General features: G+C 71.4%; 15 protein-coding genes. 3 read left to right on the top strand and 12 right to left on the bottom strand.

Annotated elements, in window-relative coordinates:
• Positions 1-2: 2 nt before the first annotated feature.
• From AVL59_RS11435 to AVL59_RS11420, 4 genes are all read right to left on the bottom strand, one after another.
• Entirely contained in the window at positions 3-1,514 is a 1,512-nt protein-coding gene (locus AVL59_RS11435; RefSeq protein WP_067302365.1) for a glycoside hydrolase family 3 protein, read from the bottom strand.
• A gap of 8 nt (positions 1,515-1,522) precedes the next feature.
• A complete protein-coding gene (locus AVL59_RS11430) occupies positions 1,523-2,353 on the bottom strand; it encodes a carbohydrate ABC transporter permease (protein ID WP_067302363.1) in 831 nt (276 codons plus the stop codon).
• Positions 2,350-3,348 carry a carbohydrate ABC transporter permease gene (locus AVL59_RS11425; protein ID WP_067302360.1) on the bottom strand — a complete coding sequence of 333 codons (999 nt, stop codon included), beginning with the start codon at positions 3,346-3,348 and terminating at the stop codon, positions 2,350-2,352. Before AVL59_RS11425 ends, AVL59_RS11430 begins: the two co-directional genes overlap by 4 nt.
• 91 nt (positions 3,349-3,439) lie before the next feature.
• Positions 3,440-4,720 carry an extracellular solute-binding protein gene (locus AVL59_RS11420; protein ID WP_067302357.1) on the bottom strand — a complete coding sequence of 427 codons (1,281 nt, stop codon included), beginning with the start codon at positions 4,718-4,720 and terminating at the stop codon, positions 3,440-3,442.
• 313 nt (positions 4,721-5,033) lie between these two features.
• Here AVL59_RS11420 and AVL59_RS11415 point away from each other — a divergent pair, with 313 nt between their 5' ends.
• Positions 5,034-5,831, top strand: a complete 798-nt coding sequence (locus AVL59_RS11415; RefSeq protein ID WP_067302354.1) for a GntR family transcriptional regulator — start codon at positions 5,034-5,036, stop codon at positions 5,829-5,831.
• Between the two features lie 7 nt (positions 5,832-5,838).
• Positions 5,839-7,086: a helix-turn-helix domain-containing protein gene (locus AVL59_RS11410; protein WP_067302351.1), complete on the top strand. Its 1,248-nt coding sequence runs from the start codon at positions 5,839-5,841 to the stop codon at positions 7,084-7,086.
• Positions 7,087-7,095: 9 nt separating this feature from the next.
• Here the strand turns inward: AVL59_RS11410 and AVL59_RS11405 are convergent, their stop codons facing one another.
• From AVL59_RS11405 to AVL59_RS11395, 3 genes are all read right to left on the bottom strand, one after another.
• The gene (locus AVL59_RS11405) at positions 7,096-8,667 is read right to left on the bottom strand and encodes an MmgE/PrpD family protein (protein WP_079146643.1); all 1,572 of its coding nucleotides are present in this window, start codon (positions 8,665-8,667) and stop codon (positions 7,096-7,098) included.
• 92 nt (positions 8,668-8,759) lie between these two features.
• Entirely contained in the window at positions 8,760-9,128 is a 369-nt protein-coding gene (locus AVL59_RS11400) for a nuclear transport factor 2 family protein (protein ID WP_067302348.1), read from the bottom strand.
• 63 nt (positions 9,129-9,191) lie between these two features.
• Complete coding sequence (locus AVL59_RS11395; protein WP_067302345.1) at positions 9,192-10,142, bottom strand: diacylglycerol/lipid kinase family protein; 951 nt, start codon at positions 10,140-10,142, stop codon at positions 9,192-9,194.
• Positions 10,143-10,461: 319 nt separating this feature from the next.
• Here AVL59_RS11395 and AVL59_RS11390 point away from each other — a divergent pair, with 319 nt between their 5' ends.
• Positions 10,462-11,328 (top strand): maleylpyruvate isomerase N-terminal domain-containing protein, encoded by an 867-nt coding sequence (locus AVL59_RS11390; protein ID WP_159399894.1) that lies wholly within the window; start codon positions 10,462-10,464, stop codon positions 11,326-11,328.
• A gap of 209 nt (positions 11,329-11,537) precedes the next feature.
• Here the strand turns inward: AVL59_RS11390 and AVL59_RS11385 are convergent, their stop codons facing one another.
• The 5 genes from AVL59_RS11385 to AVL59_RS11365 all read right to left on the bottom strand — a co-directional run bounded on the left by AVL59_RS11385 (position 11,538) and on the right by AVL59_RS11365 (position 18,124).
• The gene (locus AVL59_RS11385; RefSeq protein WP_237281480.1) at positions 11,538-12,695 is read right to left on the bottom strand and encodes a cytochrome P450; all 1,158 of its coding nucleotides are present in this window, start codon (positions 12,693-12,695) and stop codon (positions 11,538-11,540) included.
• Positions 12,696-12,994: 299 nt separating this feature from the next.
• Complete coding sequence (locus tag AVL59_RS11380) at positions 12,995-14,464, bottom strand: MFS transporter (RefSeq protein WP_079146642.1); 1,470 nt, start codon at positions 14,462-14,464, stop codon at positions 12,995-12,997.
• 152 nt (positions 14,465-14,616) lie between these two features.
• Complete coding sequence (locus tag AVL59_RS11375; protein WP_067317151.1) at positions 14,617-15,384, bottom strand: thioesterase II family protein; 768 nt, start codon at positions 15,382-15,384, stop codon at positions 14,617-14,619.
• A 29-nt stretch (positions 15,385-15,413) separates the two neighbouring features.
• Entirely contained in the window at positions 15,414-16,490 is a 1,077-nt protein-coding gene (locus AVL59_RS11370; RefSeq protein WP_079146641.1) for an LLM class flavin-dependent oxidoreductase, read from the bottom strand.
• A gap of 29 nt (positions 16,491-16,519) precedes the next feature.
• Positions 16,520-18,124 carry a fatty acid--CoA ligase gene (locus AVL59_RS11365; protein WP_067302336.1) on the bottom strand — a complete coding sequence of 535 codons (1,605 nt, stop codon included), beginning with the start codon at positions 18,122-18,124 and terminating at the stop codon, positions 16,520-16,522.
• Between the last annotated feature and the right edge of the window lie 16 nt (positions 18,125-18,140).

The following is an 18,140-nucleotide window of genomic DNA, read 5'->3' as shown; positions in this document are numbered from 1 at the left end:
GTTCAGCCCGCGACGACGGCCTCCGCCGCCGCCACGCCGCAGACCCGGGCGGCGCCGTGGGTGGCGATGTGCGGGGCGCCGCGCGGCGGTGCCTGCGGGACGCCCATCTCGACCACGACGGTGTCCGGGCGGGCGGCGAGCAGCGCGTCGAGGGCGGTGCCCATCCAGGAGTGCCGGTGCTCGTCGCGGACCACGGCGACGACCCGGCGGCCGCCCGCCGCCGCGAGAGCCGCACCGCCCGCGTCGGGTCCGCTGAAGGAGCCCTCCGCGCTGCCCGGCAGCAGCCGCCGCAGCTCGGCGGCCACGCCCCAGGGGGTCTGGCCGCCGACGGCGATATTGGGGGCCGGGTTGAACTGGGCGACGAAGACCGGTTCGGTGACCGGCGCGGCGGAGCCGGCCCGGGTCACGGCCAGGGCGCGGCGGGCCGCGACGAGTCCGATCTCCGGTTCGGGTACGACGGCTTCGGCGTCCTTCCTGGTCTCGGCCGTCCACCGGGCCAGCTCCCGCACCCGGGCGGCCGCGTCGGCCAGGCGTTCCTCGGGCAGTTCACCGGAGCGTACGGCGGCGACCAGCGCGTCCCTCAGGTTCAGCACGGTGGCCTCGTCGCACAGGCCGCCGCCGACGCAGATCGCGTCCGCGCCCGCCGCGATCGCGAGGACCACGCCGTGCTCCAGGCCGTAGGTGCCGGAGATGGCGCGCATCTCCATGCCGTCCGTGACGATCAGGCCCTGGAAGCCGAGTTCGCCGCGCAGCAGCTCGGTGAGGACGCGGCGGGAGAGGGTACCGGGGCGCTCGGCGTCGAGGGCGGGGACGAGGATGTGGGCGCTCATCACGGCCCGGGTGCCGGCCTCGATGGCGGCACGGAAGGGGGGCAGTTCGCGCTCGTACAGCGTGTCGGCGTCCACGTCGATGCGCGGGACCGCGTGGTGGGAGTCGACGTTGGTGTCGCCGTGCCCGGGGAAGTGCTTGGTGCACGCGGCGACGCCCGTGGACTGCAGGCCCTCGACCCAGGCGGCGGTGTGCCGGGCCACCAGGGCGGTGTCCGCGCCGAAGGAGCGCACGCCGATGACGGGGTTGTCGGGGTTGGCGTTGACGTCGGCGGACGGCGCCCAGTCGAAGGTGACGCCGCAGGCGGCCAGGCGCCGGCCCAGCTCGCGGGCCACTCCCCGGGTGAGGGCGGGGTCGTCGACGGCGCCGAGGGCGTGGTTGCCGGGGAAGGAGGAGCCGGTGCGCACGTCCAGGCGGGTGACGTCGCCGCTCTCCTCGTCGATGGCCACGAGCAGGTCCTCCCGCTCGGCGCGCAGCTCGGCGGTGAGCGCGGTGACCTGCTCCTCGGTGACGACGTTGCGGCCGAACAGGGCGACGGAGGCGAGCCCCTCGCCGAGCCGGCGGCGCACCCAGTCCGGCGCGGTGGTGCCGTCGAAGCCCGGCTGCAGCACCGCGAGGGCGTCGCGGGTGAGGGTGTTGCCCGCGGCGGAGCCGCTGTCGGATCCCGTCGTGGCGAATGTGGTCATCGGCGATGTCATCCCTTCACGGCGCCGTCGGTCAGACCGCCGACAGCCTTGCGTTGCAGGAAGATGAAGAGGATCAGGATGGGCAGCGCGAACAGGGACGAGGCGGCCATCGTGGCGCCCCAGTCATCGCCGAAGGCGGTCTGGAACTGCGACAGCCACAGCGGCAGGGTCTGCTTGTCGTTGGCCTTGTTGAGGATCAGGACGAGCGGGAACTCGTTCCAGGCGGTGATGAAGCCGAACAGCGAGGTCGCCATCAGACCGGGCGCCAGCAGCGGGAAGATGACCTTGACGAAGGCCTGGGTGCGGGTGCAGCCGTCGACCATCGCGGACTCCTCGAGCTCCCTCGGCACGGCGGCCACATAGCCGCGCAGCGTCAGGACGGTCAGGGGCAGCACCATGACGGCGTAGAAGACGGTGAGCGGGACCAGGCTGTCGAGCATGTCGGCGTCACGCACGATCATGTAGATGGCGATGATCATGACCTCCCAGGGGGCCATCTGCGCCAGCATGAAGGTGACGATGAGGCCGCGCCGGCCCTTGAACCGCAGCCGGGCGAGGGCGAAGGCGGCGAACAGGGCGATGACGAGGGACAGCAGCACCGAGCAGACCGTGACGGTGACCGAGTTGGCGACCAGCGTCCAGAAGTTGTCCGCGTCGACGGCCTTCTGGAAGTGGCTGAAGGTGAGGTTCGCCGGGAACCACACCGGGTCCTCGGAGATGATGTCCCCGGTCGGCTTGAAGGCCGTGGCGAACATCCAGTACACGGGGAACACGAAGCCGGCGAAGAGGACGACGGCGGTCGCGTTGGGCCAGATACGGCCGAAGAGCGAGCGCTTCACAGCTCGTCCTCCTCTTGTTTGAGCACCATGCGCAGGTAGTACGAGGTGATGACGAGCAGGACCACGATGGTCAGGAACGAGATCGCCGCGCCGACCCCGAAGTGCTGGTTGCCGACGCCCTGGACGTAGGCGTAGATCGGCAGGGTCTCGGTGAGGTGGTCCGGGCCGCCCTCGTTCAGCGCGAAGATCTGCGGGAACGCCTTGAAGACCCAGATGACCTCCAGGAAGGTCGTGGCGTACAGGAAGGGCCGCAGGAACGGGAAGGTCACCGAGGTGAAGCTCTTCCAGGCACCGGCGCCGTCCAGGGACGCGGCCTCGTACAGCTCCTTGGAGATCGTGGTGGTGGCGGCGTAGAGGTTGATCGCCACGAAGGGCACCGACTCCCAGACGATCAGCAGGATGATCACGGAGAAGGTGGAGGTCTGGGTGCCGAACCAGTTGTAGTCGGCCATGGAGTGCCAGCCCAGCTTGTCCAGGACCCAGTTGACGACGCCGAAGCGCTGCGCGAACAACCACTGGTAGACGGTGGTGGCCGCGACGATCGGCATCGCCCAGGCGAGGACGAGGCCGACCATGAGCAGCAGCCGCATCTTCCTGCCGAGCCTGGCGAGCAGCAGCCCGATCAGGGTGCCGAGCACCATGATGAGCACGACGTTGATCGCGGTGAAGACCACCGAGCGCTCGACGACGTGCCAGAAGTCCGCGCCGGTGAGGACCTCTTTGTAGTTGTCGGCCCCGTTCCACTCGGTGAGGTGCTGGATGAGCTGGCGCGGATTGAGGTTCTGGAACGACAGCATGCCGTTCTTCACCAGGGGCCAGCCGAGCAGCACCAGGGTGGCCAGCAGCGCGGGCAGCAGGAGCAGATAGGGGGCGGCTGCGCCGCGGCGGGACGGGGACCGGGAGCCGCGGTCCTCACCCGCCGGCGGCCCGGGTATCCGGGCTTTGCGGACAGCGGGCTTCCCGGCCGTGTCCGTGCCTTTGGTCTGCACTGACATGAGTTGCCATCTCTTCCGTGGCGGCTTGGGCCGCATCGGCCCTGCGAACGACTGAGCCGGGGGCGCCCTCGGGCACCCCCGGCGCGGGTCATCAGTTCTGCTGGGCCAGGCGCTTGTTGATCTCGCCCTCGACCTGCTTGGCGGCGTCCGCCGGGGACTTACCGCCGAGCACCGCGGTCATGTAGGACTTGATCGGGTTCGGGGTGTTCTCCACCGCGGCCCACTCGGGGATCAGCGGGGTGGTGCCGCCGACCGCCGCGGCGGGAGCGGCGGCCTCGGCGACGGCGTTGCCCTTGAGGTTGGTCTGAAGGGACTGCTTGTTCGGGATGACGCCGTTCAGCTTGGCCAGCTCGCCCTCGTACTGGTCGGACAGGGCGAGCTTGAGGAACTCCTGGGCGAGGGACTGCTTCTTGCTGCCCTGGGCGACGGCGAGGTTGGAGCCGCCGAGGAAGACACCCTCGGGCTTGCCGGCCGTGGCACCCGGGATGGTGAAGTAGCCGAGGTCCTTCTCGATGGCCTTGTTGGCCTGGATCGCGGTGCCGGCCTCCCAGCCCATGCCGATGAACGCGCCGGTCTTGCCCTTGGCGAAGACCTGGGCCTGCTGCGGGGTGGCCTCGTCCTTGTCCTTGGGGGCCTTGGAGTAGGCGGCGTACTTCTTGTAGATGTCCATGGCCGCGGCGACCTTCGGGTCGGCGAGGTTGGAGACGTACTTGTCGCCGTTCTTCTTCACCAGGTCGGCGCCCTGTCCGATGGTCAGGCCGTCGAAGAAGTACCAGTTCTGGCCGGGCAGGTAGAGCGGCTCGGCGTCGGTCTTCTTGCCGATGGCCTCCAGGTCCTTGAAGAACTCGTCACGGGTCTTCGGGGTGTCCTTGATGCCGGCCTTGGCCCAGATCTTCTTGTTGTAGATGACCACGCGGTTGGCGAAGTACCAGGGGGCGGCGTACTGCTTGCCGTCGTAGACCGAGGACGCGGAGACCGACGGGGTCCAGTCGGAGCCGATCTGCTGCTTGAGGTCGCCCAGTTCGGCGAGTCCGCCGGTGGCGGCGTAGGCCGGGGTCTGGGTGTTGCCGACCTCCAGGACGTCCGGCGGGTTGGACTCGGAGAGGGCGGTGGTGATCTTCTGCTGGATCCCGTCCCACTTCTGGATCTCGAACTTCAGCTTCGCGCCGGTCTTCTTCTCGAAAGCCGCCTGGACGTCCTTCGTCCACTGCGGCGGCGCCGAGCCGTCCATCGTCCAGACGGTCAGCGTCTGGCCCTTCCAGCTGTCCGGTCCCGCGTCCTTGCCCGTGTCCTTGCCGTCGTCGCCGCCGCACGCCGAGACGGAGACCATCATGCCCGCGATCACGATCGCGGCAGCAAGCTTGCGCTTCACGCCACCCTCCTCAGGGATGCCACTAACCCCCCACGCCCTCGGCGGTGACCTGCGTACGACGCTGTTGCACGTAGGGCTCGGGACCTGGCCACTAATGGTGTAGACCAGTACGGTGGAGCTTGGCCTAGACCTTTTGAGGTGTCAAGGGTGGTTCGGGAAGCGGTCCCGGCCGTTACGAGAAAGTCATCGGAGCGCGTCCGCCCCCTTTGCCGCGTCGCGCCTACTGGACTAGACCTCCAGGATCGGTTGGACTAGACCATAGGGCAGTTGGTCGCTATAACGGGAGCCCACCCACCCAGCCGGGAAGGCAGGCATGACCACCGACGTCAGCAGCGCCCAACAGCCCATGAGGGCGCCCGGTCGCACCGCGCGCGTGCCGAAGTACTACCGGATCAAGCAGCAGGTGCTGGAGATGACGCGGGCGTTGGAGCCCGGTTCGGCCATGCCCGCGGAGCGCCTGCTCGCCGTCCGGCTCGGCACCTCGCGCACCACCGTCCGGCAGGCGCTGCAGGAGCTGGTCGGGGAAGGCCGGCTCGACCGCGTCCAGGGCAAGGGCACCTTCGTCGCCCAGCCCAAGCTGTACCGGACGCTCCAGCTCACCTCGCACACCGAGGACATGCGCGCCCAGGGTCTGGAGCCCGCCTCGCAGATGCTGGACATCGGCGAGGTCGCGGCCGACGCCGAGCTGTCGGGCCTGCTCGGCATCGGCGTCGGCGAACGGGTCCTGCGCATCGAGCGGCTGCGGCTGGCCAGCGGCGATCCCATGGCGATCGAGACGACCCATCTGTCCGTACGGCGCTTTCCGGGGCTGCGGCAGTCACTGGCGACGTACCCGTCGCTGTACACGGCCCTCGCCGAGGTGTACGGCGTGCATCTCGCGGAGGCCGACGAGACCATCGAGACCTCGCTGTCGACGCCCCGCGAGGCCCAGCTCCTCGCCACCGACGTGGGCCTGCCGATGCTGCTGCTGTCCCGGCACTCCCGGGACGCCGAGGGCACACCGGTGGAATGGGTGCGTTCCGTGTACCGGGGCTCGCGCTACAAGTTCGTCGCCGCGCTGCGCCGGCCGGCGGACGGACCGTCCGTGGTGCCCGCCCGGGAGAACGGGTGACGAACGGGTGACGTTCCAGCAATCCCCGGGGCCCCGGCCGAGTCTCGCCGTCGCGCTGGTGCGGGCGCGGGAGGCGGCCTGTCTCACCCAGGACGAGCTGGCCGTGCGGTCCGGGCTGAGCGTGCGGGCCATACGGAACCTGGAGACCGGGCACACCGCCCGGCCCCGCAGACAGTCGCTGGTGCTGCTGGCCGAGGCGCTCGGGCTGGCGCCCGCCGAGGCGCGCCGGCTGTTACGGCTGCCCAGGGACGGACAGCCGCCCGCACCGGCCGGCTGTGCCGTGCCGGCCGAGCTGCCCCCGGCCCCCCGCCACCGCCTCGTCGGCCGGGAAGCGCTCGCGGACGCGCTGACGGCCCGGCTTCCCGGTCAGGGCCACCCCGCTGTCGTGGTGGGACCCCCGGGCGCCGGGAAGACCTCACTGGTCCTGCGCACCGCCCGTACGGCGCTCGGCCGGTTCCCCGACGGCCAGGTCTTCGTCGACCTGCACCCCACGTCCTGCCTCCCCTTCACCCCCGACCAGCTGGTCCGCCGCGTCCTGCGGTCCCTCGGCCGGGCGTCCGGTGCGCTGAGCCCCGAGGAGGCGCGCGCCCGGCTGCGGGACGCGCTCAGCACACGGCGGGTGCTGGTGGTCCTCGACAACGTCGTCACCGAGGCGCAGGTCCGTCCGCTGCTCGTGGACGGCGGGCGCAGCGCCGTCCTGGTGGCCGCGCGCCGTGAACTGCCCGCGCTGCCGGGACAGTTGTGCCACCGGATCGGCACGCTCGGCCGACGGGAGGCGTATCAGGTACTGGCGGACCTGGTGGGTACGGCACGCGTCCGGGCCGAGCGGCCGGCCGCGCTGGACATCGTGCGGTACTGCGGCGCGCTGCCGCTGGCCCTGCACATCGCCGGACTCTGGCTGACGGCGCGCCCGCACCGGCGGCTCGGCGACCTGGCGGACCGGCTTTCCGACGAGCGGGACCGGCTGGACACGCTGTCCGTCGGGGATCTGTCGCTTCGGGCGAGCGTGGCCGCGTACCACCGGCCCCTGCCGCCTCCGCTGAAGGCATCGCTGCACCAACTCCAGGATGTGCCGGGCGACTTCGGCGTCGACGAGCTGCTGTCCCGGGTGACACCGTCCCGGCGGGTCGCCACGGACCTGCTGGAGGAACTGCTGCACCGGCAGATGATCCGGGCCGGCGAGCCGGACCCGGCCGGCCGGGTCCGCCACCGTCTGCACGACGCGGTGCGCCTGTACGTGACGCACCGCGCCTGACGCGACCGCTCAGTCCAGGAACGCCGTCTCGATCCAGCGGCGGACCGCCCGCGGACGCATCCGGTGCAGTCGGCCGACCGTGTCCGCCACCTCCTGGGAGCCGCCGACCGACAGGAACTTCTCCCGCACCAGGTCGGCGTGGCCGGCCCGGGTCTCCGGACCGGCGGCGCCCACCGGGATCAGCCGGGTGCGGGAGACCGTGCGGCCGTCCGCGAGCCGTACGGTGACCCGGGCGCCGGTGGCCTTGGTGGACCGGGAGAAGTCCCTGTCGTCGGCCCGCGACGCGCCGACCAGGTCCACGAGTTCGTCCCCGCCGAAGCCGCGCAGCCACGGCACGGCCAGCTCCCCCGCCTCCCGCACCGCTTCTCCGAACGGGGCGTCGGACAGGAACAGTTGGCGGGTCATCTCCGTGTCGTGCTCCAGCCGGATCCGCTGCGCCAGCGCCCAGCGGTCGGGGTCGTCCAGATACGGCGAGGAGAAGTCGTCCACCGAGAACTCCCCGGTGAGCAGCGTGGTGGCGACCGGGTAGGGCACGTCCAGGACCAGCGCGCCCAGCGGGGAGCCGGGGCCGGTGACGTACCGGGCGGCCCGCTCCCCCGCGAACAGCGTGTACAGGGAGGCCTCGACGACGACTTCCGTCACGTCCCGCGCCCGCAGGGCGCCGAGTTCCTTGTGGATCTCGGCCGCGCAGTCCACGGCCGCGTCGATGCCGGGCCCGCCCGGGTGCATCTTGAACGACAGGGTGTCCGTGTGCCAGCGCCGGCCGAGGCCCTTCGCCACCGCCTGCGGAAGCGGCACGGTCGCGAACCGGGCCAGGAAGCCGTCGCCGTGCTCCAGGATGTCGGGCGCCCCGCGCAGCCCCGCGTACGCCGCGTCGCAGGCGTCCATCGCCGTGCGCACCGGCGTGAAGGTGTTGAACAGGCGGGCGTCGCTGGCGAGGAAGGCGCGCATCAGCGGCCAGTTGGGCATGGCGAAGGCCAGTCCGAAGGCGTTCTCGAACAGGCTCGCCGAGGCACGGTCGCAGTGCAGCCGGCCCGCCACCGCACCGGCCAGATGGGTGTGCACCGCGCTCTGGCCGCGCAAGGGGCCGAGGGTCGCGGAGGCGGTGATACGCGCCGCGCACTCGTTGGCCGCGACCACCGCGGTGAGCAGCGAGAGTCCGTCCAGCTGCCGGGCGTGGGCGAAGGCGAGGGGAACGGCGACCGTGGAGTTCGACAGGTGCCCGGCGTACGCGGTGTCGTCGAGGTTGAGCCAGGAGCCGAGCGCCGCGAAGACGCCCGCGGCCTGCCGCGGGTCGCGCTGCATCGGATGTCCGAAGGCGGCCACCAGCTTTCTGCCGAGGGGGTGCTGGAGACCGGCCCGGATCGAGGCGATCTGCGACAGCACCTGGCTCGCGGCGAGCTTGAGCACCCGGCACGGGATGTGCTGCGGGCGCAACGTCGCCGCCCAGTGGGAGAGTTCGCGCAGCGGGGTGTCGGCGGGCCCGCGGCCGCGTGCGGCCGCCCGGGGCAGAGTGTCGGTCAGGTCGGCCCAGTCGGCGCACAGGGTCCGGGCGACGCTCTCCGCGAGGACAGCGGTCATGAGGCGGCTACCTTCCTTGCCGTGCGTGCGTCGAGGGAGGGAACACGACTGCGGGAGCACCGGCACCCCGGTGCTCCCGCCGAGTCGGGGCCTCAGGCGGCCGGAACCTTGTCGAGGAAGCCGTAGACGCCCTTGATCCTGCCCGCGCCGTCGGTGACGACGACGTCGAAGCCGATGGCGATCGGCTCGGTGCCCGGCTCGGTCACCAGGCCCCACTGGAAGCGGGCCTGGTCGTGGTGGGCGTCGATCGTGCCGTGCAGTTCGAAGGTGAGACCCTTGAACTGGTCACGGGCGCCCGCCACCACGGCGCCGAAGCCCTCGTGGCCCTCGACCGCCGCGAGCGGGTCGATGTACGGGGCGTCGGCGGTGAACAGCTCGGCGATGGCCGCGGCACGCTTGTCGGCGTCCGCCTCGTTCCAGATGTCGAGGTAGCGGGAGACGGTGGTGGTCAGGTCGCTCATGCGGGCGATCTCCTTAAATGACGTGCTTGACTTGTTCTTCTGACAGGTGGCTTCGTCCGGGCTTCAGGGGGTGACCGGCGCCCAGACCGGGAGGGCTCCGGGGAGCACCTCGAAGGTGGCCGCGGCGCCGATGCCGTGCTGGTACTCGCCGTCGTGTTCCAGCGGCAGCCGCCGGCCGTCGGTGCGCTCGACGGTGATCGTGCGGCCGCGGGCGTACACGGTCGCCGGGTGGTCCATGTGCGCGGCGTTCAGCGTCAGGCCGGGCACATCGGCCGCCGCGACCTGGCCGCCGATCACACAGACGTCGAGCAGTCCGTCGTCCAGCAGCGAGTCGGGCAGCACGAGGAACCGGCCGCCGCGGTAGCGGCCGCCGCCGACGTTGGCGAGGACCGTGGGGCCCTCGTGCACGACGCGGCCGTCGACGATGACCCGCCCCGGGTACGGCGTGTACCGGGCGGCCGTGTCCGCGAAGGCGCGGGCATAACGCTCCCGGCCGGTCAGCGGCAGGTCCCGGGCGGTGATCAGTGCGTCGGCGATCACTCCCGAACAGGCGCCCAGATAGACGTAGTTGCGGGTCTCGGCGAGGCGGGCCAGGTCCAGGCGGCGCAGTCGGGCGCTGCCGCCGATGCCGTAGTCGGTCAGGATCGCCTTCAGGGACTCGCTCCAGGGGCGGTCGCCCCACAGCATCTTGTAGCCGGAGTTGCCGGTGCCGCCGGGCACCACGGCCAGGGTCGCCCGGCCGCCGGCGGGGACGAGCCCCTGGACGGCCTCCCGGACCGTACCGTCGCCGCCGATGGCGACGATCAGGTCCGGCGCGGTCTGCGCGCGCTCCAGCACCCGGCGCACGGCGACCGTCGCATCGCCCGGTGCCGTGGTCGGGTGGACCTCGACGCGCTCCAGACAGGACTCGCACAACTCCCTGACCTCACGCACCAGTTCGGGACTGTGACTGCCGGAGGCCGGGTTGGCCAGGATCAGGGCCCGGGTGGGTCCGGGCGCTGCGGTGTCTGCCATGACGGGCGTTCTCCTCACGTCGGACGTACCGGCGGCGGACCGGGGCGGCAACGAGATGGGCCCCCTCACTCGGGCGAGTCCGCACAACCGGGTCCGACCGGTTCGAGCGAGGAGGAGCGTGCGACACGGACGACTCTGCCAAGGCCGGCTGACCCGGCACTGACATATGGCTGACACCACGAGAGGCCCTGGCGGCGACGGGAAGCGCGTCAGCGAGCGATCAGCGCACTGAGATCGAATGGACGCCGTGCGCCGACGGCATCGGCTCGCGGCCGCGCGCACCGACATGTGTACCGACCATCTACGGGGTGAGACCGACATGACCGACCCGAACCTGACCAGCAGCCGCTACACGTCCGAGTTACGCCGGGAGGCGGCCCGTCTCGCCGACGCCAGTCGTGGGATCCCCCTGTCCGAGCCGGTCACGACGTGCCCGGGGTGGACACTGGGCGACCTGGTGCGCCATGTCCGCCAGGGCCACGACTGGGCGACGACGATCCTGACCGCCCGGAGCACCGAGCTCATCCTGCCCGGTGACCAGGGGGCCGCCTCCGGCGACGACAAGAGCTGGACCGAGCGGGTGGCCGAACTCGGGGCACAGGATGCCGCCCCGGAGCGCCGCGTCACCGACCCCGCACTGCGCACCCGGTTCCTCACCGAGGGCGCGGACCGGCTGGTGCATGCGATCGACGGGGTGGGCCCCGAGGTGCCGATCTGGGCACCGCACGGAAAGCAGAACAAGGAGTTCTGGCCACGCTGGGCGGTGTTCGAGACCGCCGTGCACCGGGCCGACGTGTACCTGATGGCCGGCCTGCCGTTCGAGTTGGACAACGATGTCGCCCTGGACTGCGTGGACTTCTGTGTGAGCGCCTTCGGGGCACCCGCCGCCCGGCCGTTCCTCTCCCCGCTGTTCTCGCAGGTGCCCCGTGGCGGCGAGACGCTGAGCTTCCGGTCGGCCGAGCCGTCCGCCGACGGCGCCTCGAACTGGCTGATCACCTGCGCTCCCGACGGGGTGCGGGTCACCCGGAGCACCGCGGAATCCGACCCGGCCGAAGCCACCGTGGTCGCCACTCCCTCGGATCTGCTGCTGGTGGTCAAGGGGCGGCTGCGGCCCGAGAACCCGCGCATGACGGTGCTGGGCGACCGCGCGTTGCTGGACTTCTGGCTGAGCCACGCCGTCTCCTGACCACCTGACGGGAACGCATGAGGTGAGCACACCGAGCGGATGGGTGTGCTCACCTCATGCCTGCATATGGGGGGCGAGGTGAGTCGGTGTGCCCACCGCCATGCCTGCACATGGGGGCGAGGTGGGGGGCCACTAGAAGGGCAGGGCGAAGCCGGGGCGGGGCCGCGGTGGGGGCACGGCCCCCCCTGCTCACCCGGGAGATGCGGCCGTCACCAGGTGACGGGGAGGTCCTCCAGGCCGTACACGATCGTGTTCTGGCGGAAGCGGACATCCTCGGACGGGACGGCCAGGCGGAGGGTGGGGAAGCGAGCGAAGAGGCCGCTCAGGCACACCTCCAGCTCCATGCGGGCCAGTGAGGCGCCGGGACACAGGTGCGCGCCGAAGCCGAAGGCGAGGTGGCCGGAGGCGTTGCGACGGATGTCGAGGCGGTCGGGGTCGGGGTAGACCGACTCGTCGTGGTTGGCGCCGGGAATCGCCACGATCACGCCGTCGCCCTTGCGGATCCGCGCCCCGCCCAGCTCCACGTCGGCCGCCGCGGCCCGCACCTGGTTGTCCTGCGAGATGGACCAGTAGCGCAGGAGTTCCTCGACCGCCGGCTTGAACAGGGCCGGGTCGGCCCGCAGTTCGGACAGCTGGTCCGGGTCGCGCAACAGACTGAGGACGCTGAGACTGATCTGATGGGCCGTCGTCTCGTGCCCGGCGACCAGGAAGAACCGAGCCATGGCGACGAGTTCCTGGTGGGTCAGTTCACCGGCGGCCACGTACCGGGTGGCCAGCCGGCTGATCAGGTCGTCCTGGGGATCGGCGGTGCGCTGCGCGGCGAGCCGGTCCAGGAACTGCGACATCTCGACGAACGCCCCGTACGTCTCCTCGGGACTGGCGTCCTGGGAGAGGATCACCTGGCTCTGCTCGGCGAAGTCCGCTTCGTCGTCCTCCGGCACCCCGAGCATGCGGGCGATCACCAGCGAGGGCAGCCGCAGCGCGAAACTCTTCACCAGGTCGACCGGGTTGGGGCCCGCGGCCAGCTCGTCCAGCAGCTGCTCCACGAGGAGTTCGACCTCGGGGCGCAGGGCGCGGGTGCGGCGGGCGGTGAACTCGGTCATCGCCATGCGGCGCAGCCGGCCGTGCTCGGGGTCGTCCATACGGCTGAAGGACATCACACCGGGCTCGGGCGGCAGCTGGATGCGGATCGGGAAGCCGGGCTGCTGGTCGTCGGAGCTGAACCGGTTGTCGTTGAGCACCTGACGGACGTCCGCGTGCCGGGTGACCAGCCAGGCCTCGCCGCCGCGTATGCGCACCTTCAGCGGCGGATCCTTGCGCAGGCCCTCGTAGGCGTCCGGGGGTGCGTAGGGGCAGCTGCGGGGCATGGGCCACGCTGGAAGGGGCTCGCAGGAGTCAGCCATGGTTTCCTCCGTTGGGTCGGCTGAATCGGGGCGGGTTGTTTCGGCCATCGTGGAGGATGTTGCTGACTCGGTTCTGATGCATGACTGACGGGCACGCGGAGGATCTTCTTCCACGTGCCCGTCGGTTGGTCTTTGCCCTAATCGCCGTGTGTGCAGGGCTCGTCGGCGGGTGCGGACGCCCGGCGGCTCGACGCGCCCACCCGGCAGAGCCGGAGGATGTCTCGCCCCGCGCCCCTAGGCAACCTGAACCCTCCTCGAAAACCTCAGGACGTCTCCGCCTTGCGCGGCAGCAACTGGACCAGTGCTGCCACCAGGACGCAGATCCCCGCCTGCACCAGCAGGCTGGAACCGAAGGCGTGGGCGTAGGTGTGGGCACTGCCGTGGTGGCCGGCGACGCCGAAGAAGACCACGCCGATCACCGCGATACCGATGGCGTTGCCCATCTCCTGGGCGGTGGAGAAGACCCCGGACGCGGCGGCCGCGTGCTGCGGAGCCACGCCTTCCAGCACCAGCGAGGCGAGCGGGGCGACCACGAAGCCCATGCCGAATCCGGCGAGCACCATGGCCGGAATGCACCAGCCCACAGCGCCGCTGCTGTCCAGCTGCCACGCGGTCGCGGCCAGGGCGATGTTGCCGGCCGCCTGCAGCACCGCGCCGACGGTCAGGACCTGCTTGCCGAGCTTGGCCGCTGCCTTGGGCGCCTGCGCGGAGCCGATGAAGAAGCCGAGGCCGAGCGGGATGAACAGCAGACCGGACTGGAGCGCGCTCAGGCCGCGGCCCTCCTGCAGGTACAGCGCGAGGACCAGGAAGAAGGAGGCCATCGCGGCGAAGAACACCATCAGGGAGACCACGCCCACGCCGAACGCGCGGTCCTCGAACAGGCTCGGGTGGACCAGCGGCGACCTGTTGCGAGCCGCCTTGCGGCGCTGGGTGTACCAGAACGCGGCCAGCAGCGGTACGGAGGCCATCAGGCACTCCCAGGTCCAGGTCGGCCAGCCCTGCTCGCGGCCCTCGACCAGCGGCAGCACGACGGCCGACAGACCCGCGGTCACCAGGATCACGCCGGTCCAGTCGAGACCGGTGTGGCCCTCGGCCCGGGACTCGGGCACCGTCTTCGGGCTGAGCAGCAGGACGACGGCACCGATCGGGGCGTTGATCAGGAAGATGGTCCGCCAGTCCCAGCCGAACACGTCGGCCTTGATCAGCAGGCCGCCGATCAGCTGGCCGAACACGGCCGAGGCGCCCATGGTGATGCCGTAGGCGTTGAACGCGACGGCCCGGGCCTTGCCCTGGTAGGCCGTGGTCAGGATGCCGAGGACCTGCGGGATGACCAGGGCGGCAGCGGCACCCTGCACCGCCCGTGCCGCGATCAGCTCACCCATGTTCGGGGCGATGCCGCAGGCCAGCGAGGCGAGCGTGAACAGCCCCAGGCCGATGGAGAACACCTTCCGGCGGCCGTAGAGGTCGCCGAGCCGTCCGCCGGTGATGAGCATGGCGGACAGGCCGATGTTGAAGGTCGCGGCCACCAGCTGGATCTCGGCGCTGGTCGCGTGCATGTTCCGCTGCAGCGAGGGGATGGCGACGTTGACGATGAAGAAGTCGATGTTGGCGATGAACAAGCCGGCCAGCACCACCAGGAGCGCACCCCAGGCGGGCTTGCCTTCGGCCTCCTCGATGTCCGGTGGCGGTGCGGCCGAGGCCGCGCTGCCGGTCAGTTCCGCTTCGGTGGTCATGGACGACCCTCCTAGGTCGTTTTCCGTGCTGGTGGGGGGCGTGCCGAAGGTGTCCGCGACGCGCGTGCAAGGCACGGGACCGCGCTCGGTACGACAGTCCTTCGAGCACTGTCCCGCGCCCCGCTGACACGGCGCTGACGCCGCCTCGCGGCTCAGCTCGCGGCGGCGGCCACGGTCCGCTGCAGCCGGTGCGCGAAGTGCGCGGTGACGGCACGGGCGTGGGTGTCGATGTAGAAGTGGCCGCCCTCGTACTCGTTGTGGCCCAGGTAGGCGGGGGTGCGCCCGGCCCAGTGGGACATGGCGTCCGGGGCCTCCTGGAGCGGGTCGCTGCGGCCGCCGTAGGAGGCGAGCGGGCAGCTGACGCCGGCGCCGTCGTCGTCGTAGTCCCCGGCGACCCTGAGGTCGGAGCGGAGTGCGGGCACGACGAGCGCGAGCATCTCGGGGTTGTCGTAGACCTCGGCCGGGAACGAGCCCAACTTCTTGATCCACTCGATCAGTTCGGGCTCCGGCATCCGGCTCTGTTCCTCCGTCGGCTGGAAGAAGCCCACCGGCGACCAGCCGGACATGCCGACCATCACCGGGGCCGGGCCGCCCTCCTCCTCCATCCGGATCGCCAGCCGGAACGCCAGCTGGGCGCCGAGGCAGTGGCCGAAGAACGCGAACGGCCGCTCGTCCAGGTCGCCCAGGACCGCCTCGTGCAGGGCGTCGAGCAGGGGCCAGAAGTTCTCGTAGGTCTGCTCCTCGCGGCGGTTGTGCCGGCCGGGCAGGGTCACCGCCTGCGGGGCGATGTCCGGGGGCAGCAGGCTCTCCCAGTCGCGGTAGATGATGGCGCCGCTGCCCGCGTGGGGCAGCAGGAACAGCCGGATCGAGGCGTCCGGGGAGGGCTCCACGGGGTGGAACCAGTGTCCCTCGGTGGACATCTGGCTGCCGACGGTGCCGATGGCGGTGGTCACGACGGGGTACTCCCTACGGTGGTGGACGGGCCGAGGGCGCGTACCGCGGGCAGCAGCACCTCGGCGATCTCCTTCAACTGCGGCTCGGGGTCGAGGGATCCGATGCGCACGACCAGGTGCCGGGCACCGGCGCGGACATATCCGCCGAGCCATTCGGCGCACTTCTCGGCGCTGCCCCAGGCGTAGGCCTGGATGGTCCGCATCTGGTCCAGGGAGCGGCCGTAGTAGTGGCTGATGTAGTGCTCCAGTTCGGCCCTGGCGGCCGCCTCGTCGCTGTTCACGGTGATCGTGGCGTACAGCGCGGGCGTCACCGTCCGGCCCGCCTCCTGGGCGAGTTCCGCGATGCGGCGGCGGGCCCGGGCGTAGGCGTCGACGTCCGGGAGGAAGGGCAGCCAGCCGTCGTAGCGGGTCGCCGCGCGGGCGAGGACCTTCGGTGTGTCACTGCCGGCCAGCCACAGGGGCGGGCCGCCGGGGACCGCGGGGGACGGAAGCCGGTCCAGGTGCTCCGCCTGCCAGAACCTGCCCTCGAACTCGGTGGGTTCGCCCTCGTCGCCGGAACGCCAGGCCGTGCGCCACAGTGCGGTGATCTCGTCGAGGCGCCCCACGCGGCCCTGGAAGGAGGCGCCGACCGAGGCGAACTCCTCCTCGGTCTCGGCCATGGGGAAGCCGGAACCGAGGCCGAGGACCAGCCGGCCGGCGGCGACGTGGCTGAGGCTCGCGATCATGTTGGCGCCGATGAGGGGGTGGCGCAGGGCCGGCGTGAGGGCGGCGGTGCCGACCGTGATGCGGGTCGTGGCGGCGGCCGCGGCCGAGAGTACGACCAGGGGGTCGAGGCGGGGGCGGGCGGTGAGGGAGTCTCCGGCCCAGAGGGAATCGAAGCCGAGCGCTTCCGCGGCTTTGGCGAAGTCGAGCAGGGGGGCTGCCGCGTAGGTGCCGTTGATGGCTTGTTCTCGGGTGGGGAGGAGGATGCCGATCTGGACAGGGGGGTTCGCGTCGTCTGCGGGGTGCGGGTGCGTCGTGGCTTGTCGCGCGGTTCCCCGCGCCCCTGGAATGTCCCCGGAGTCGGAAGGCATGCGGTTCCTTTCAGCTGGTGGAGGGGACGTCAGACGATCGTTCCCGAGAGTGCGTCCCTGGCCGGGGCCGTCAGTTGCTGTCGCACCGCGCGGCGCAGGATCTTGCCCGACGGGTTGCGGGGCAGGGAGTCGGTGAAGTGGTACGTGCCCGGGATCTTGTAGTCGGCGATCCGGCCCCGCAGGGACAGCAGGAGTTCGCGGGGGGTGGCGCTCGCGCCCGGACGCAGGACCACCACCGCGTGCACGCTCTCGCCCCAGCGCTCGTCGGGGAGTCCGACCACCGCCGCGTCGGCGACCGCCGGGTGTGCGGCCAGTGCCTTCTCGACCTCGGCGGGGTAGATGTTCTGCCCGGCGACGATGATGGTGTCGTTGATGCGGTCGCACAGGTGGAGGTAGCCGTCCTCGTCGAGGTAGCCGGCGTCGCCCATGTGCAGCCACTCCCCCACCAGCGTGCGGGCGGTGGCCTCGGGCAGGTTCCAGTAGCCGAGCATCCGGGAGGGTGTGCGGACGCAGATCTGGCCGATGGTGCCGGCCGGGACGGTCTCGCCGTCGGAGCCGATCACCTTGATCTCGTTGCCGGGGCAGGGCCTGCCGACCGAGGTGAGCACGGTGCTGCCGGGGTGGTGGACCTCGGGCGGCAGACAGACGGCCACGCTGCCGGTCTCGGTGCTGGCGTAGATCTGCGCGAACGCGCAGCGGTAGGTCTCCAGGCACTGCTTGAGCAGGGTTTCGGACATGGGGGCGGCGCCGTAGGCGATCTTGCGCAGGGAGGCGAACGCCTCGGGTCCGGCGCCGCGTTCGGCCGCCATCGCCTGGAGCATGGCCGGGGCGGCGAAGGTGGTGGTGACCCGGTGGGTACGGATGAGGCGCACCGCTTCCTGCGGGTCGAACTGCGGCATGATCACGTTCGTGCCGCCCGCGTTGAACGTGTGCAGGAACCAGCCGATGCCGGCCACGCCGAAGCCCGGCAGGGAGATCAGGCCGACGTCCTCGGGCAGCCAGTCGATCCAGTCCACGCCCTGCTCGTGACTCGCGTGGGGCAGGGTGAAGAAGCTGCGGTGGGCGAGGACCGCGCCCTTGGGCAGGCCGGTGGTGCCGCTGGTGTAGATCTGGATGACCGCGTCGTCCGGGCCGGTGCCCGGCGTGAGGTCGGTGTCGGGCTGGTCGGCCGCCCAGGCGAGCAGGCCCGCGCCGCGGGAGGGTTCGCCGTCGGCGTCGGTGCCGTCGACCCGGATCACCTTGCGCAGTCCGCGCAGTTGGTGGCGGACGGTGGCGACGGTGTCCCAGAACTCGTCGTCGACGAAGATCAGGGCGGCGCCGGAGTCGCGCAGGATGTGGTCGACCTCGCTCGGGGTGAGCCGCCAGTTGACCGGCACCAGGACCGCGCCGGCCTTGGCGCAGGCGATCATCACCAGGTAGTAGTTGGCGGACTCGCGGCCCAGGTAGGCGACCCGGTCGCCGCGCCGGACCCCGCTGGTGCGCAGGGCGTGGGCGGCGCGGTTGCTGTCGCGGTGGAGCTTGTCGTAGGTGGTGACGCGGCCCTCGCAGATGATTGCCGGGTGCTCCGGGCGGCTTCCGGCGTGGGCCCGGGAGGAGTGGTGGAGCGTCCAGCGCTCCCTGGGTATGTCGGTCATCGTGGTTTCCCGTCCC

The organism is Streptomyces griseochromogenes (assembly GCF_001542625.1).
Lineage (GTDB): Bacteria > Actinomycetota > Actinomycetes > Streptomycetales > Streptomycetaceae > Streptomyces > Streptomyces griseochromogenes.
The sequence above is the reverse complement of the archived record's forward strand: the minus strand, read 5'-3'. Positions and strand labels throughout refer to the sequence as shown.